Source organism: Calothrix anomala FACHB-343 (genome assembly GCF_014696435.1).
GTDB classification, from domain to species: Bacteria; Cyanobacteriota; Cyanobacteriia; order Cyanobacteriales; family Nostocaceae; genus Aulosira; species Aulosira anomala_A.
The window spans coordinates 30249-46383 of the sequence record NZ_JACJQG010000005.1; the positions used below are offsets into that span (position 1 = coordinate 30249).

Consider the following 16135-nt stretch of genomic DNA (forward strand, 5'->3'; position numbering starts at 1 on the left):
TCAAAATTCAAAATTCAAAATTCAAAATGAACAGCCCAGAATCTATTAGCATCGTGGCTAAACATTGTATGCGAATTCAATTTGCAACAGCTTAGGAATTACGAATTAGCAAACATATGCAAACTGTCTCTATTCCCGAACCAAAGGTGTTAGAGCGAGCGCCACCAGCGACGTTCTGACAAGCGATCGCCTAAATATACCAATTCTCTAAAATCTAATAACACATTCAAAGCCAGAAACCCAGATACAGTCTGAATTTCTTAATTTTGAATTTTGAATTTTGAATTTTGAATTGGTATTAGATCGCACTCTCAAACCCAGACCACCAAAAAACCTCAACCACCAAACTTATTGCAGGACAAACAACAATGACTGACAACATTAGACAAATCGCATTCTACGGTAAAGGCGGTATCGGTAAGTCTACAACCTCTCAAAATACGATCGCTGGTTTAGCGCAAATGGGCGAACGGATCATGATTGTAGGTTGCGACCCGAAAGCAGATTCTACCCGCCTGATGTTGCACAGCAAAGCGCAAACCACCATTCTGCACCTAGCTGCTGAACGCGGTGCAGTTGAAGATTTGGAACTCGAAGAAGTATTGCTGAATGGTTACTTGAATGTCAGATGCGTAGAGTCAGGTGGCCCTGAACCTGGTGTAGGCTGCGCTGGACGCGGTATCATCACCGCCATCAACTTCTTAGAAGAAAACGGTGCTTACGAAGACTTAGATTTCGTTTCCTACGACGTATTAGGTGACGTTGTCTGCGGTGGTTTCGCTATGCCAATTCGCGAAGGTAAAGCGCAAGAAATCTACATCGTTTGTTCCGGTGAAATGATGGCAATGTATGCAGCTAACAACATTGCTCGCGGTATTCTCAAATATGCTCACTCCGGTGGCGTGCGCTTGGGTGGGTTAATCTGCAACAGCCGTAACGTTGACGGCGAAGTTGAATTAATTGAAGCATTGGCTGCAAGACTCAACACCCAAATGATTCACTTTGTTCCCCGTAACAATGTAGTGCAACATGCAGAACTGCGCCGGATGACTGTAATTGAGTATGCGCCAGAACATCCTCAAGCTGAAGAGTACCGGATTCTCGCTAAGAAAATCAAAGAAAATACCAAGCTGACAATTCCTACCCCCATCTCTATGGACGAATTGGAAGACTTGCTCGTGGAATTCGGTATTCTCGGTGGCGAAGAAGAATATCAAAAAGCGATCGCTCAAGACGCTGGTAAAGCAGCCGCAGTAGTCTAATTGCAGCAATCTCAGTTGTCAAAAATCAAAATTTGTAGGTTGGGTTGAGGAACGTAGACGCGAAGCGGCTTCCCGAAGGGTAACCCAACAAATCCCGAAGAATGTTGGGTTTCACTGCGTTCTACCCAACCTACTCAGTCTCTTCCATTGCAACTCCCTCATCCCCACTAAAGAGGCAGATATAGAATTATGTCACCTACCGAATCCCCAACTTTAACAGAAGCAACATCAGTTGCTGATAAAAAAGAACTTATAAAAGAGGCTCTAGAAGCCTACCCCGAAAAATCGCGCAAAAAGCGCGAAAAACACTTAAACGTTTACGAAGAAGGTAAATCTGATTGCGGCGTTAAGTCCAATATCAAATCCATTCCTGGTACAATGACCACCCGTGGTTGCGCCTATGCAGGCTCAAAAGGTGTGGTTTGGGGCCCCATCAAAGACATGGTTCACATCAGCCACGGCCCCGTTGGTTGCGGTTACTACTCTTGGTCAGGTCGGCGTAACTACTACATCGGTACTACTGGTATCGATTCCTTCGGCACCATGCAGTTCACTTCCGACTTCCAAGAACGGGACATTGTATTTGGTGGAGACAAAAAGCTTGCTAAATTAATCGATGAGATTGAAGAACTGTTCCCCCTCAATCGCGGTATCTCCATACAATCCGAATGTCCTATTGGTCTAATTGGCGACGATATCGAAGCTGTAGCCAAGAAGAAATCTAAGGAAACTGGTAAAACTGTTGTTCCTGTACGTTGCGAAGGCTTCCGGGGCGTATCCCAATCCCTCGGACACCACATTGCCAACGACACCATCCGGGACTGGGTATTCCCCAAAGCTGACAAAGCCAAGAAAGAAGGCACCCTCGGATTTGAACCCGGCCCCTACGATGTAGCAATTATCGGGGACTATAACATTGGTGGTGATGCTTGGTCTAGCCGCATTCTGTTAGAAGAAATCGGCTTGCGGGTTGTCGCTCAATGGTCTGGCGACGGTACACTACACGAGATGATGCTCACCCCTAGCGTGAAACTGAACCTAGTTCACTGCTACCGCTCCATGAACTACATCTCGCGCCACATGGAAGAAGCTTATGGTATTCCCTGGTTAGAATATAACTTCTTCGGCCCCACCAAGATTGCGGCCTCTCTGCGAGAAATTGCTGCCAAGTTTGACGAGACTATTCAAGCGAAAGCAGAAGAAGTCATCGCTAAGTACGAAGCGCAAACCAAAGCTGTACTCGAAAAATATCGCTCTCGCTTAGAAGGAAAAACAGTTGCTCTCATGGTGGGCGGTTTACGTCCCCGTCACGTTGTTCCCGCCTTTGAAGACCTGGGTATGAAGTTGATTGGCACAGGTTATGAATTCGGTCACAACGACGACTACAAACGTACTTCTAACTATGTCGAGAACGGGACATTGATTTACGATGACGTATCTGCCTATGAATTTGAGCATTTCGTCAAAGCACTTAAGCCAGATTTAATCGCTTCCGGGATTAAAGAGAAGTACGTCTTCCAGAAAATGGCGCTTCCCTTCCGGCAAATGCACTCATGGGATTATTCTGGGCCGTACCACGGCTACGACGGATTCGCCATCTTCGCCCGTGACATGGATCTCGCTCTCAACAGCCCGACTTGGAGCTTAATCGGCGCACCTTGGAAAAAAAGTGAGTGAAAAAGCTATGAGTTTTGAATTTTCTAGCATTCAAAACTCATCGGATTCCTCGCCCCGTGGAAACCCCTGCATTCATGCATGAAGGTAAGGGGCAGGCGATTTTAAGACGCTCGCAAGCTCGCTAACGCTACGCTATCGCAGTCCCCCAATAGGGGATAGATAAGCATAGGAGTAGTACTTATCTATTTCCCTGTATGCCGGGAATTGCCTTGCTACTCCAGTAAAGTGAGCTTCGACAATGTTAGAGGTCGGTAACTATCCAAACGACACTGGTTTAACCCCTTTAAGCCTGTTTAATCGTTCGGTTCTAGAGCAAGGAACTAGCTACGCATTCCTTGGTAGGTCTTTAACTCTTACCTCTAACGTAGTTCAGTTAAGAACTTAGTCTGGTCAGGTCAAGGCTTTTTTAAGCCCACAGCTAAAGCCGGGGGGTTCCTGACAACTAGACATCAAAATTGTTGTTTTCTCAGACCTTGAACTGATTACTTTCAAAGCTTGAAGAACTAATATTATGGCACAAAACGACATCAACAAAATCAAAGATCACGCCGAACTTTTTCAGCAACCGGAATACCAAGAGCTATTTCAAGCCAAGAAAGAGTTTGAATGTGGGCATGAATCTGAAGAAGTTACCCAGATGGCTGATTGGACAAAAACCTGGGAATACCGCGAAAAGAACTTTGCCCGCCAAGCGTTGACTGTTAACCCAGCGAAAGCTTGCCAACCTCTAGGCGCAATTTTAGCTGCTGTTGGTTTTGAAGGTACGCTACCTTTTGTACATGGTTCTCAAGGTTGCGTTGCTTACTTCCGCAGCCACTTCACCCGCCACTTTAAAGAACCGTTTTCTGCCGTATCTTCCTCGATGACAGAAGATGCAGCCGTATTCGGTGGTTTGAAGAACTTAATTGAAGGTTTGGCAGTTTCTTACAACCTGTATAAGCCCAAAATGATCGCTGTCTGTACTACCTGTATGGCAGAGGTAATAGGGGATGACTTGCAAGCTTTTATTAGAACTTCTAAAGAAGAAGGTGCGGTTCCCGAAGAATTCCCCGTTCCCTATGCTCATACCCCCAGCTTTGTCGGTTCCCACATATTGGGATATGACAATATGATGAAGGGAATTTTGTCGAATTTGACAGCAGGTAAGAAGAAAGAAACCACTAACGGCAAAATTAACTTTATTCCTGGGTTTGAAACCTACATTGGTAACCTGCGGGAAATTAAGCGGATTGCTAATGTGATGGGAATTGAGTACACCTTGTTAGCAGATAACTCCGAATACCTGGATTCTCCGAATAACGGTACATATAATATGTATCCAGGTGGAACTAAGCTAGAAGATGCGGCTGATTCGATTAATGCTGAAGCGACGATCGCACTCCAAGCTTACGCTACTACCAAAACTCGCGAATACATCGAACACGAATGGCATCAAAAGACTTACGTTAACCGTCCTGTGGGCATTCGCGGTACTGATGAATTTTTGATGAAACTGTCGGCGTTAACTGGTAAGCCAATTCCCCAAGAATTAGAAGACGAACGGGGACGCGCAGTGGATGCGTTAACCGATTCGCAAGCATGGTTACATGGTAAACGGGTGGCAATGTATGGCGATCCCGATTTGGTAATTGGTTTGACACAATTCTTATTAGAAGTTGGTGCGGAACCAGTTCACATCCTTGTCAGCAATAGCAACGAACATTTTGAGGCAGAACTAAGAGCATTACTCGACTCTAGCCCATTTGGTCAAGGTGCAACAATTCACGGCGGACGCGACTTATGGCACATGCGATCGCTCCTCTTTACTGAACCTGTAGACTTGCTCATCGGCAATTCCTACGGTAAGTATCTCTGGCGCGACACCAAAACCCCATTTGTGCGGATTGGCTACCCCATCTTTGATCGCCACCACCTGCACCGCTACGCTACCTACGGCTACCAAGGTACAATCAACCTCCTCAACTGGATTGTTAACACACTTCTAGACGAGTTGGATCGCAACACCATTATTCCATCTAAGACCGATATTTCTTACGACTTGATTCGATGATAACTGGGCATGGGGCATGGGGCATTGGGCATTGATACTAATTATTCTGTTTGTCCCCCTTCCCTTGTCCTCCTTGTCTCCTTTATACCAGCCGCTATGAGTACAATCATCCACAGCCGCGATCGCTTTTTTGATGTTCTCTCTCCCTTACGCCGATGGGTGGATCGATTTCAAATATGCGATCGCCGTATCGCCCATCTCATTTGTCAAGTTATTCCCTGTTGTTGTCCTTTTGAACGCGACGTTAAATTCCTCGGACACACTTTCCACATTCCCCCACTCTGCAAATTAAATCCGCTCTACAACGAGTTTGTGGGTTTACGCTTTCGCAGTCTGTCTTATCTCTCAGATGAGTGTGGTGAAGATATCACGAAATATATTTGCTAATTCTCCGCGTACCTTTGCGTTTACCTTTGTGTTCCTCTGCGTTAAGAAATATTCTTGAAAACGAACCGCGAAGACGCGAAGTACACGAAGGAAGAAAAACAAGAAATTTGATTGCCAATCACCCATCAAGTCATGAAAATCACCCAAGGCAAAATTAACGAGCTGCTGAGTGAACCAGGATGCGAACACAATCACCACAAGCATGGGCAGAAGAAAAACAAGTCTTGTCACCAACAAGCCCAACCCGGTGCGGCTCAAGGAGGCTGTGCTTTCGATGGTGCATCCATCGCCCTAGTCCCGATTACCGATGCTGCTCATTTAGTCCACGGGCCGATCGCGTGCGCTGGTAATTCTTGGGGTGGTCGTGGTAGTCTTTCCTCTGATTCCCATCTCTACAAAATGGGTTTCACGACTGATTTAAGTGAGAATGATATCATCTTCGGTGGCGAAAAGAAGCTGTACAAGGCAATTTTGGAAGTACAGCAACGCTATCAGCCTGCGGCGGTGTTTGTTTACTCCACTTGCGTAACGGCGTTGATTGGCGATGATTTGGATACAGTCTGTGAAGCGGCAGCTAAGAAAACAGGTATACCTGTTATCCCCGTAAATTCACCTGGTTTTATTGGCAGTAAAAATCTGGGTAATCGCGTCGGTGGGGAAGCTTTACTAGAATATGTTATCGGTACTGCTGAACCAGAATATACCACCACTTATGATATTAATTTGATTGGTGAGTACAATATTGCTGGCGAATTGTGGGGTGTTCTGCCCTTATTTGCAAAATTAGGTATTCGCGTTCTCGCTAAAATTACGGGTGATGCTAAGTATAATGAAGTGCGTTATGCTCACCGTGCCAAGCTGAATGTGATGATTTGCTCCAGAGCTTTGATTAATGTGGCGCGAAAGATGGAGGAGCGTTATGGTATCCCTTATATTGAAGAATCTTTCTACGGTGTAGATGATATGAATCGCTGTTTGCGGAATATTGCCGCAAAATTAGGCGATCGCGCTTTACAAGAAAGAGTAGAAAAATTAATTACAGAAGAAACTACTGCGCTAGATATTGCTTTAGCTCGTTACCGCGATCGCCTCAAAGATAAGCGGGTTGTCCTTTATACCGGGGGTGTGAAAAGTTGGTCGATTATCTCGGCGGCGAAGGACTTAGGCATGGAAGTTGTGGCTACCAGTACCAAGAAAAGTACTGAAGAAGATAAAGCGAGGATCAAAGAATTACTAGGAAAAGATGGCATTGCTATGGAAAAAGGCAACGCCCAAGAATTACTCCGGGTGATTGCCCAGACAAAAGCAGATATGCTGATTGCTGGTGGTCGCAATCAATACACTGCCCTCAAAGCCCGCATCCCATTTTTAGATATTAATCAAGAACGCCATCATCCCTATGCTGGATATGTGGGTATGGTGGAAATGGCGCGAGAATTGGATGAGGCTTTGCATAGTCCGGTATGGGCGCAGGTGCGGAAGCCGGCATTGTGGGAGGAGAAAGCAGAGGGAGCAGAGGAAGCAGAGGAGCCAGTGCGTTGCGGAGGTTCCCTCCGTTGTAGCAACTGGCGTGAGCAGAGGGGGAAAACTGTAGTTAGAAATTCGCAGAAATCTGTTGCGGTGAATCCTCTCAAGCAAAGTCAACCTTTAGGTGCAGCTTTAGCATTTTTAGGATTGAAGGGTGTAATGCCTTTGTTTCACGGTTCTCAGGGTTGTACTGCTTTTGCAAAAGTTATGTTAGTGCGGCATTTTCGGGAAGCTATTCCCCTATCCACCACTGCCATGACAGAAGTTAGCACTATTTTAGGTGGCGAGGATAATATTGAGCAAGCAATCCTGACGCTGGTAGAGAAATCCAAGCCGGAAATTATCGGTTTGTTAACTACCGGACTCACGGAAACTAGAGGGGATGACATGGAAGGAATCCTCAGAAGTATTCGCAAGCGTCACCCAGAATTATATGATTTGCCGATTGTCTTTGCTTCTACACCTGATTTTAAAGGTGCGTTACAAGATGGTTTTGCCGCCGCCGTGGAAAGTATAGTTAAGGAATTGCCACAACCGGGAGAAACCAGATTAGACCAAGTCAATATTTTGGTAAGTTCTGCATTTACTCCTGGGGATGTACAGGAAATTAAAGAGATTGTCTCAGCTTTTGGGCTAAAACCCATTGTAGTACCTGACCTTTCCGCCTCCCTTGACGGTCACTTGGATGATTCCTACAGTGCGGTGACAGGTGGTGGGACAACTTTACCAGAACTGCGAGAAATGGGTAGTTCGGTGTTTACCCTTGCACTAGGCGAGAGTATGCGCGGTGCAGCCGAAAGTTTGCAAACTCAGTTTGATATACCTTTTGAGGTGTTTCCCCAACTGACTGGGTTAGGCGCAGTCGATAATTTCTTGCAAGGATTGGTAGATATTAGCGGGAATGCAGTTCCAGAAAAATATTGCCACCAACGCCGCCAGTTGCAAGATGCGATGCTTGATACTCACTTTTATTTTGGGTGTAAGCGGGTGTCGTTAGCGCTGGAACCTGATTTATTGTGGTCAACAGCTTGGTTTTTGCAATCGATGGGTGCGGAAATTCACGCTGCCGTCACAACTACAAAGTCGCCACTGTTAGAGAATTTGCCAGTAGAAAGCGTGACTATTGGGGATTTGGAAGATTTTGAGCGATTAGCAGTAGGTTCTGATTTGGTTATTGCTAATTCTCATGGTAAAGCGATCGCTCGCCGTCTGCATACTCCTCACTATCGTCTCGGTTTCCCGGTTTTTGACCGCTTGGGTAATGGACAGCGTTGTACTGTCGGTTACCGAGGAACTATTCAACTGTTATTTGATATTGGCAATTTATTTTTGGACATAGAAGAAGAAAAAGCTCACGCATTCGGCGAAGCCGTTCTCGCAGAGTAGACGCAAAGGCGCAAAGAAGAAAATAAGGTTTAAAGTTTGTAGTTTGTGGAGGATAAATTATGAAAATTGCTTTTACAACTAGCGACCAAATTCATATTAATGCTCATTTTGGTTGGGCGAAAAAAATAGATGTTTATGAGGTTTCCACGGAGGGTTATCAGTTTCTCAATACTTTAAAATTTGATGGCGACCTTAAGGAAGATGGGAATGAGGATAAATTAGTTCCCAAAATTGAAGCTTTAGCTGATTGCACGATTGTTTATGTCTCAGCAATTGGTGGTAGTGCGGCTGCTCGGTTAATTAAGAAACGCATTACACCAATCAAAGCGAGGTCTGAGGATGATAAAATTACTGACCTTTTAGAGCAGTTAGTCCAAACTTTAAAAGGCAGCCCTCCCCCTTGGTTGCGAAAAGCTTTACAACAAAAATCACCAAGTTTTGAAGAAGAGGAAGTAACCGTATGAGTTCAACGGAAATTGTTAATCAAAACACTAGCAGCGAAGCGTTAAATTCTCCATTTGTCCAAGAGTTAGTTAGACAAATTCGCGCCCAAGATTCCTATGGATTTTATCGCAATTGGTCGGATGAATTAATTCTCAAACCTTATATTGTCAGCAAGCAAGCGAAACGCCAAATTTCTGTAGAGGGTGATGTGGAAGCGGCTACCAAAGCCAGAATTATGTCATTCTATCGCGCGATCGCAGCCCAAATTGAACAAAAAACTGGTTCATTATCCCAGGTGGTAATTGATTTGAGTCATGAGGGTTTTGGCTGGGTGCTGGTGTTTTCCGGTCGTTTATTACTAGTCGCCAGAACCTTACGCGATGCTCAACGTTTTGGCTTTGATTCTCTAGAAAAATTAGCAGAAGAGGGCGAAAAACTAACTCAAAAGGGTATTGAGTTAGCAGAGAAATACACTGAAGTTGCCAAGTTATAAGCAGGTGAGGCAGATGGCAGAAGGCAGATGGCAGAAGGGAACATCATCAATTTAGGAATTTCAAGATTATACGCTCTATATTTCGAGCAAATTACTTCAATTAAACCTTTGTTTATATCCATGAATTCTGAGTGTTTCACTTTTATGCCAAAGGATAAAAATTTATTCCTTCTGCCTCCTTCCCTCTGCCCTCTGCCTTCATTCAAAGGAGAAAATTATGGTGCCAGCAGCAGAAACAGATTGCGAAAATCAAAAAGCTATTGAAGATTTAAAACTACAAATTAAACGGCTGAATAGTAAGGCAGGTCAAATGAAGATGGATCTGCATGATTTAGCGGAAGGCTTGCCAACAGATTACCAAAACTTGACAGCAGTAGCAGCCGAAACTTATGAAATTTACCGTCATTTAGATGAATTGAAATCTCAACTGAAGAATTTGGAGCAGAAATCATGACATGGGATGTTGCAAAGTTTAATCAAATTGTTGATGCTGAGGAATACTTTGAATTTTTTAAACTTGATTACGATCCTCAAGTTGTCCATGTTAATCGCTTACATATTTTGAAGCTGTTTTCTCAATACATTCGCGAAATTGATAATAATAATTCCGCAGTCAGTCAAGCAGAAAAACTCGATTTATACTGCACAGCACTCAAACAAGCTTACGAAGTTTTTCTCAGTTCCACACCTCTACAACAAAAGCTGTTCAAGGTGTTTAAACAGAAGCCAAACAATATTGTCATGCTAACAGAAATTGCCACCAGCTAAATCTCTTTCTCTGTGTTCTCCGCGCTCTCTGCGGTTATATAAATTATTTTTTAACCGCAGAGTTCATAGAGGCGCAGAGTGAAGAAGTTAGGACTTATGCACACTCTACACATTCTTGGCGTCTTGGCGGTTCGATAAATTCAGCCTAGCCCCTTCAAAACAGGAGAAATCAACAGTGGTAAATCTCTCGCCTACTGAATTAGAACGTTACCGTCGCCAAATCATGCTCCCTGGTTTTGGCAAAGAAGCACAGCAGCGACTCAAGTCAGCAACGGTGCTAGTTACAGGTGTGGGAGGATTGGGCGGTACAGCAGCGCTTTACTTGGCGGTAGCTGGTGTTGGGCGGCTGATTCTGGTTCGAGGCGGTGAGTTGCGGCTAGATGACATGAATCGTCAGATTCTCATGAGTGACGATTGGGTAGGTAAGCCGCGCGTATTTAAAGCGAAAGAACGGCTAGCGGATATCAACCCAGATGTGGAAGTCGAAGCCATATTTGATTATGTTACGCCAGATAATGTAGATTTTTTGGTTAAATCCGCCGATGTGGCGCTTGACTGCGCCCATAATTTTACCGAACGCGATTTATTAAATGCAGCTTGTGTGCGTTGGCGTAAACCAATGGTAGAAGCGGCGATGGATGGGATGGAAGCTTACTTAACCACAATTATCCCTGGCGTGACACCTTGCTTGTCTTGCTTATTTCCCGAAAAACCCGAATGGGATCGGCGTGGTTTTGGCGTACTGGGTGCGGTTTCGGGTACTCTGGCTTGTTTGACAGCGCTAGAAGCAATTAAGGTGATTACTGGATGTAGTCAACCATTGTTATCGCAACTATTAACGATGGATTTACACCAGATGAATTTTGCTAAACGTCGTTCATATCGCGATCGCAATTGTCCAGTCTGCGGTACTCATTCTCACCAATATTCTACTCCCCAACAACTAAGTCGCGTTTTAGTCAATAGTCAATAGTCAACGGTCAATGGTCAAAAGGTATATTTTATGACGTTAACTTTAACAGAAGCAGCAGAATTCCGGCTGCGGACTTTTCTTTTAGCCTCAAGCAAAGATGAAAATGCTACTCAGAAAGGCATCCGTGTTGCGGTTGAGGATGGCGGTTGCAGTGGCTATCAGTATTCCATCAAAGTTATTAACACCCCGCAAGCCGATGACATAGTTTTGCAACAAGGAAAGTTACGCATCTACGTCGATTCCCAAAGCGCACCATTACTAGAAGGCGTGGTTGTGGATTTTGTCGATGGCTTACTGGAAAGCGGATTTAAGTTTAGCAATCCCAATGCTACTGATACCTGTGGCTGTGGGAAATCATTCCAAGCAGGTAATTGCTCTCCTGCTGGCGTACCTTGTAGCTGATATCCGAAACCTGATTTTATTTTGGAGGACATGAAGATGACAACTTATCAAGTCAGACTAATCAATAAAAAGCGATCGCTCGATATCACCATCCCTGTTGAAGAAAATACCAGTATTCTCGATGCCGCAGAACAACAAGATATAGAATTACCCTTTTCCTGTCAATCTGGCTCTTGCTCTAGTTGTGTCGCCAAAGTCGTTGAAGGTGAAGTAGATCAAACTGAACAAGTATTTCTCGATGACGAGCAGATGGCTAAAGGCTTCATTGTTCTTTGTGTCTCCTATCCCCGTTCTGACTGCACAATTCGCACTCACCAAGAACCCTATTTGGTTTAACTGTTGACGGTTGACTGTTGACGGTTGACTGTTGACGGTTGACAGAAAAATCATTCCCTAGCCCGTAGCTCCTAACCTCATAATTCAAGAAAATTACACTATGGCGATACTCACTGGTTTAACTTTTGGGGGAGAAGTCTGGACACCCCAATTTGTTCAAGAAATTAACCAGGACAAATGCATTGGCTGTGGTAGATGTTTTAAAGCGTGTGGTCGGAATGTACTAGTACTACGTGCATTAAATGAAGATGGCGAGTTTGTCGAAGATGAGGAGAATGAAGAAATCGAGCGTAAAGTCATGTCTATTATCCATCCAGAATACTGTATTGGTTGTCAGGCTTGCGCTCGAACTTGCCCCAAAAATTGTTATAGCCATAGCCCACTCGAACAGAATTAGCACAATCGATTGATCTTAAGCCCCAGTAATCAAATCCTCTCTTTTGCTTGATTAGGCATTACCGTTGTTAATGGTGATGCCTATTTTTGCGATCGCTCTTGGGAAAGATTGCAGACATTTCTCCTAGAAGGTAAAACTTGGCTTGTTAGAGAGCAAAAATCTTTTAATGGTAAATATCTTACTTAAATTAATAATAACAACCACTAATATTAACTGTTGAAGCTGAATTCAGTCATTGACGATATCAATATCTACAATCTGTGATTTTACGCTAAAATTATAGATTTTCAAGAAATTATAGCATCATAAATACAGAAAAACCTATTTTCTTGAGAATTAATCCGATAATCTCAAGGATATAGCCATATATTCACCGAACTCATCATTAATAATTAAGATGATTGGTGATGTAGTAGCACTGCAAAACATTATGGAATATTAAGTTATTTATTGTTTGTTTACGACTTGTTTGTCTTATGTATTGCAAGGGAACGCTTGCAGTGACAAGGTATTTTATCTGCCTTGATATCTGTCTGTTGTTTACAGAAACTGTCTAAATTTAACAAAATACTTTTGCATTATTTGAGGGAAAAATAACTATATGAACCAAGGTTTAAGACTTAACCAATTTGTGATGGCTGGATGTGGCATAATAATTGGTTTAGCAAGTATTACAACTTATTTTACAAAAGTAACCAAGCAACAATTAGTAGCTAATACCAACCTAGTCACTAAAGCTTACAATCTGAAAGGCAATCTCAAAGAAATTGAAAAACTTATAGTAAATTCTGAAACTGGACAAAGAGGATTTATTATTACTAAAAATGATGACTATTTAGAGCCTTTTTATCAAGCTAAAGAAAGAATTGAGCATGTTTTCAATGAAATGAACCGAGAGTTTAAAGATGATGACTTAAAACTGATTAACTTAAACAAGCTTGAAGATTTAGCAGAAAGTAAAATTCAATTATCTGAGGAAACTATTCAGCTTAAACGGCTAGGTAAAGAAAAAGAAGTACTAAGTTTCTTTGCGGCAGATAAAGGTAAAAATCTGATGGATGAAATCAGGCAAGAAATTAATAAAATGTTACAAATAGAAGATGAAAAATTAAAAGACCAGCAAAAGCAAGTTAATCAAATTCAAGATTTTTATGACTTATTTATTTTGTCAAGTCTTTTAATTATTATCTTCACAGTGATTTCAGTTTGCCTGGCTATTATTCTCATTCCTGGTAGAGCTTTAAATAACTCTTTACAAAATGCCTTTGCTTTAGCTAAAAGAGTATCTGCTGGTGATTTAACAGTTGAAATCGAAGCAAATTCAACAGATGTGATTGGTAAGCTCATGGCTACTTTAAAAGATATGGCGCATAGCCTGAGTAATCTGATTTGCCAAGTCCAAAAATCTGGTATGCAGGCGACTTCTTCGGCAACACAAATAGCCGCATCAGGTAAACAATTAGAAGCTACACTTGCAGAGCAGGTAGCATCAACAAATCAGGTAGCGATCGCGGCTAAAGAAATTTCGGCAACTGCTAAAGAACTAGTAAAAACAATGGAAGAAGTGGCAGCTATGTCACAAACTACAACAATTGCCGCTAGTAAGAGCCAAAAAGATTTATTGCGGATGGAAACAAAGATGCGTCAACTAGCAGAAGCGACAAATTCTATTGGTTCTAGATTAGGAGTAATTAGTGAAAAGGCTAACAATATTAATAATATTGTCGTGACAATTAATAAAGTTGCCGATCAAACCAATTTACTATCTTTGAACGCTGCTATTGAAGCCGAAAAAGCTGGGGAATATGGCTTAGGTTTTAGTGTGGTTGCTAGAGAAATTCGCCGTTTAGCAGACCAAACTGCAGTAGCAACTTTAGATATTGAGCAGATGGTTAAACAAATGCAATCTTCTGTATCTACAGGCGTGATGGAAATGGATAAATTCACCACAGAAGTAGGACACAGTATGGAAGATGTAGCCAGTATTAGCAATCAGGTAGGACAAATTATTGAGCAAGTACAGGATTTAACTCCTAGATTTGAAGTTGTGAGTCAAGGGATGGAAATGCAATCTCAAGGCGCACAACAAATTAGTGAAGCAATGACACAGTTAAGCAGTACTTCTAGACAAACTGCTGATTCATTGAAAGAAATTAATCAGACTATTTCCCAAATGAATCAAGTAGCTCAAGGTTTGCGACAGGAGATTTCTCGCTTCAAGCTCTAATTTTGAAATCTAGGCGAGCAGATTTTTAGACTTTCTGTAAAGTAGTAGAAATAATATTCTCTTCTATTGTTTGTCTCCTGAATTCCTCACAAATTTGACGCTCAATTCCATTAAAAAATTGATAACGAGCTTCCATTGCTTCCACAATAGCTAGTTTAATTTGAAGATAAATATCTTCATTACTGAGCCGCAGATAAGGTTCGATGACTGCTCCTAATTTCGCAGCATGACTATCATCCACATCAATATGGACTTCAAAAAATTTCAGCGCTTCTTTGGGTAAGGGAGTAGAACCAATAATTCCTCTATATAGTTGGGTATATAACGAATTAACGATACCTTCAGAAGCATAACAAACTACAGCCAAACCCGCTAAATAACCATATTTAGCAGGAATTTGCAAATAAGTTTCAATTAAAGCACGAGTTTCTGGTGCGGTTGGTAATGCTGCTAGGGTGGTGTCATCAATCCCAATTGCACGAGTAAAGCGCCGAAATAATTCTGGATGGGACTGATTTATATCTCCTTGTCCCATTTCATCAAATAAGTTTTCTACTATCGCTAACTGAGCAGCTTCATCGGGACAGCAAGATAAAATACTTGCAAGAATTCGATTAAATTCTTTTGAGAATTTATACATTTGCACAGCTAATATTTGGATATCTGAAAGTGATAAATTTTCAGTACGGCAACGTTTAAGAAATTCATGGTTCCATAGTTGATGATTAACTGCGATTTCCTGTAAACAATGTTTTTTTAAATGTGACATACAATATTATTTTGAGACTTGAATTGCTAAATGTAGTGGTAAATCAACTAATGGACTAAAAAATGCTTCATCTAAAGCTACATGCTCTGAGGTAACACGCAATTCTTTAAAGATGGGCATAGTGTTGAAATTAGCTATCTTCAAACAATTAAAGTAATCTTCCAAAGTCTTATGAATCAGTTGAACGTTGAGCCAAGAACCATCTCGTTTCCAAATCTGTCCAGGAAATAAGCGATCGCGCTGACTAAAGTAGCCTTTATCTTCAACCTGAAAATAGAAAGGATATCCTGGTTCGCGCATATATGGAAAGCATGGATGAGGAACGCTAAAGATAAATCTCCCCTCAGGATGAAGTACGCGAGAAATTTCTTTCATGCATTCCTGGGTTTGAGCAATTGTTAAATAGTTAAACAGAAATACTGCAACTACTAAATCTATTTCGCCATCACCAAATTGTTGCAGATTTGTGGCGCATCCCACTGCATATTTAATCCCTAGAGGATTTGCTAATTCTTGTGCCTGCGCTGCTTCAATCATCCCTTGAGAAACATCTATTCCATATACTTGCGCCGCACCTCGTCGGTGTAATTCTCGCGTGCAATAACCTTCACCACAGCCTAAATCAAGCACTCGCAGTTGATGAATCGGCTCGCACATTTCTAGTATGAAAGGACGCGCTGTAAAATCTGAGAGAGAAAGGGGGTGTTTTCTTACCCACTCTGATGCAGTTTGATTATATAAATTTACAGTTGAATTTGTGTTATTTACCATTGAATTGTTTAAATCGTTCATATTTTGAAATGGAATTTGAGGAAGATATCTGATAATTATTTAATATCTGCTTGGTTCTCTCCTAACCCCTAGCAAGGGTAGAAAGTATCTCATAGTCACCCTTTTTAAAGAAGATTTAGGAGGAGCTATGAGTCTTAAATACAAGACAAAAACTTTTCATAAATCCTCTAAAATTTGATAATTAATCATCTAATAGCAAGAATGCTTATCTGTTTGCGCTAGTAATTACCAAGAATCGAATTGTA

At 42.2% G+C, this 16135-nt stretch carries 16 protein-coding genes; 14 read left to right on the forward strand and 2 right to left on the reverse strand.

Going from position 1 to position 16135, the window contains the following annotated elements; genetic code table 11:
- Positions 1–302 precede the first annotated feature (302 nt).
- From nifH to H6G08_RS03775, 14 genes are all read left to right on the forward strand, one after another.
- Positions 303–1262, forward strand: a complete 960-nt coding sequence (nifH, locus tag H6G08_RS03710; RefSeq protein WP_339381707.1) for a nitrogenase iron protein — start codon at positions 303–305, stop codon at positions 1260–1262.
- Between the two features lie 189 nt (positions 1263–1451).
- A complete protein-coding gene (gene nifD / locus H6G08_RS03715) occupies positions 1452–2939 on the forward strand; it encodes a nitrogenase molybdenum-iron protein alpha chain (protein ID WP_190538940.1) in 1488 nt (495 codons plus the stop codon).
- A 511-nt stretch (positions 2940–3450) separates the two neighbouring features.
- Positions 3451–4989 (forward strand): nitrogenase molybdenum-iron protein subunit beta, encoded by a 1539-nt coding sequence (gene nifK, locus H6G08_RS03720; RefSeq protein ID WP_190538941.1) that lies wholly within the window; start codon positions 3451–3453, stop codon positions 4987–4989.
- A 96-nt stretch (positions 4990–5085) separates the two neighbouring features.
- Positions 5086–5376 carry a Mo-dependent nitrogenase C-terminal domain-containing protein gene (locus H6G08_RS03725; RefSeq protein ID WP_190538942.1) on the forward strand — a complete coding sequence of 97 codons (291 nt, stop codon included), beginning with the start codon at positions 5086–5088 and terminating at the stop codon, positions 5374–5376.
- A gap of 132 nt (positions 5377–5508) precedes the next feature.
- On the forward strand, positions 5509–8289 hold the full coding sequence (locus H6G08_RS03730) for a bifunctional nitrogenase iron-molybdenum cofactor biosynthesis protein NifEN (RefSeq protein WP_190538943.1): 2781 nt from the start codon (positions 5509–5511) through the stop codon (positions 8287–8289).
- Between the two features lie 59 nt (positions 8290–8348).
- Positions 8349–8753, forward strand: coding sequence for a nitrogen fixation protein NifX (gene nifX / locus H6G08_RS03735; RefSeq protein ID WP_190538944.1), 405 nt, complete (start codon positions 8349–8351; stop codon positions 8751–8753).
- The gene (locus H6G08_RS03740; protein WP_190538945.1) at positions 8750–9226 is read left to right on the forward strand and encodes a NifX-associated nitrogen fixation protein; all 477 of its coding nucleotides are present in this window, start codon (positions 8750–8752) and stop codon (positions 9224–9226) included. Before nifX ends, H6G08_RS03740 begins: the two co-directional genes overlap by 4 nt.
- A gap of 217 nt (positions 9227–9443) precedes the next feature.
- Positions 9444–9680 (forward strand): CCE_0567 family metalloprotein, encoded by a 237-nt coding sequence (locus H6G08_RS03745; RefSeq protein ID WP_190538946.1) that lies wholly within the window; start codon positions 9444–9446, stop codon positions 9678–9680.
- The gene (gene nifW / locus H6G08_RS03750) at positions 9677–9994 is read left to right on the forward strand and encodes a nitrogenase-stabilizing/protective protein NifW (RefSeq protein ID WP_190538947.1); all 318 of its coding nucleotides are present in this window, start codon (positions 9677–9679) and stop codon (positions 9992–9994) included. The genes H6G08_RS03745 and nifW overlap by 4 nt, the downstream gene beginning before the upstream one ends.
- Positions 9995–10169: 175 nt before the next feature.
- Positions 10170–10967 (forward strand): HesA/MoeB/ThiF family protein, encoded by a 798-nt coding sequence (locus tag H6G08_RS03755; RefSeq protein WP_190538948.1) that lies wholly within the window; start codon positions 10170–10172, stop codon positions 10965–10967.
- 30 nt (positions 10968–10997) lie between these two features.
- Entirely contained in the window at positions 10998–11369 is a 372-nt protein-coding gene (locus H6G08_RS03760) for an iron-sulfur cluster assembly accessory protein (RefSeq protein WP_190538949.1), read from the forward strand.
- A gap of 36 nt (positions 11370–11405) precedes the next feature.
- Positions 11406–11705, forward strand: coding sequence for a 2Fe-2S iron-sulfur cluster-binding protein (locus H6G08_RS03765; RefSeq protein ID WP_190538950.1), 300 nt, complete (start codon positions 11406–11408; stop codon positions 11703–11705).
- A 100-nt stretch (positions 11706–11805) separates the two neighbouring features.
- Entirely contained in the window at positions 11806–12102 is a 297-nt protein-coding gene (fdxB, locus tag H6G08_RS03770) for a ferredoxin III, nif-specific (protein WP_190538951.1), read from the forward strand.
- Positions 12103–12703: 601 nt separating this feature from the next.
- Complete coding sequence (locus H6G08_RS03775) at positions 12704–14329, forward strand: methyl-accepting chemotaxis protein (RefSeq protein ID WP_190538952.1); 1626 nt, start codon at positions 12704–12706, stop codon at positions 14327–14329.
- 25 nt (positions 14330–14354) lie between these two features.
- On the opposite strand, the gene H6G08_RS03780 is transcribed toward H6G08_RS03775, so the two are convergent.
- A complete protein-coding gene (locus H6G08_RS03780) occupies positions 14355–15098 on the reverse strand; it encodes an iron-containing redox enzyme family protein (protein WP_190538953.1) in 744 nt (247 codons plus the stop codon).
- 6 nt (positions 15099–15104) lie between these two features.
- Positions 15105–15890, reverse strand: a complete 786-nt coding sequence (locus H6G08_RS03785) for a class I SAM-dependent methyltransferase (RefSeq protein WP_242046056.1) — start codon at positions 15888–15890, stop codon at positions 15105–15107.
- Between the last annotated feature and the right edge of the window lie 245 nt (positions 15891–16135).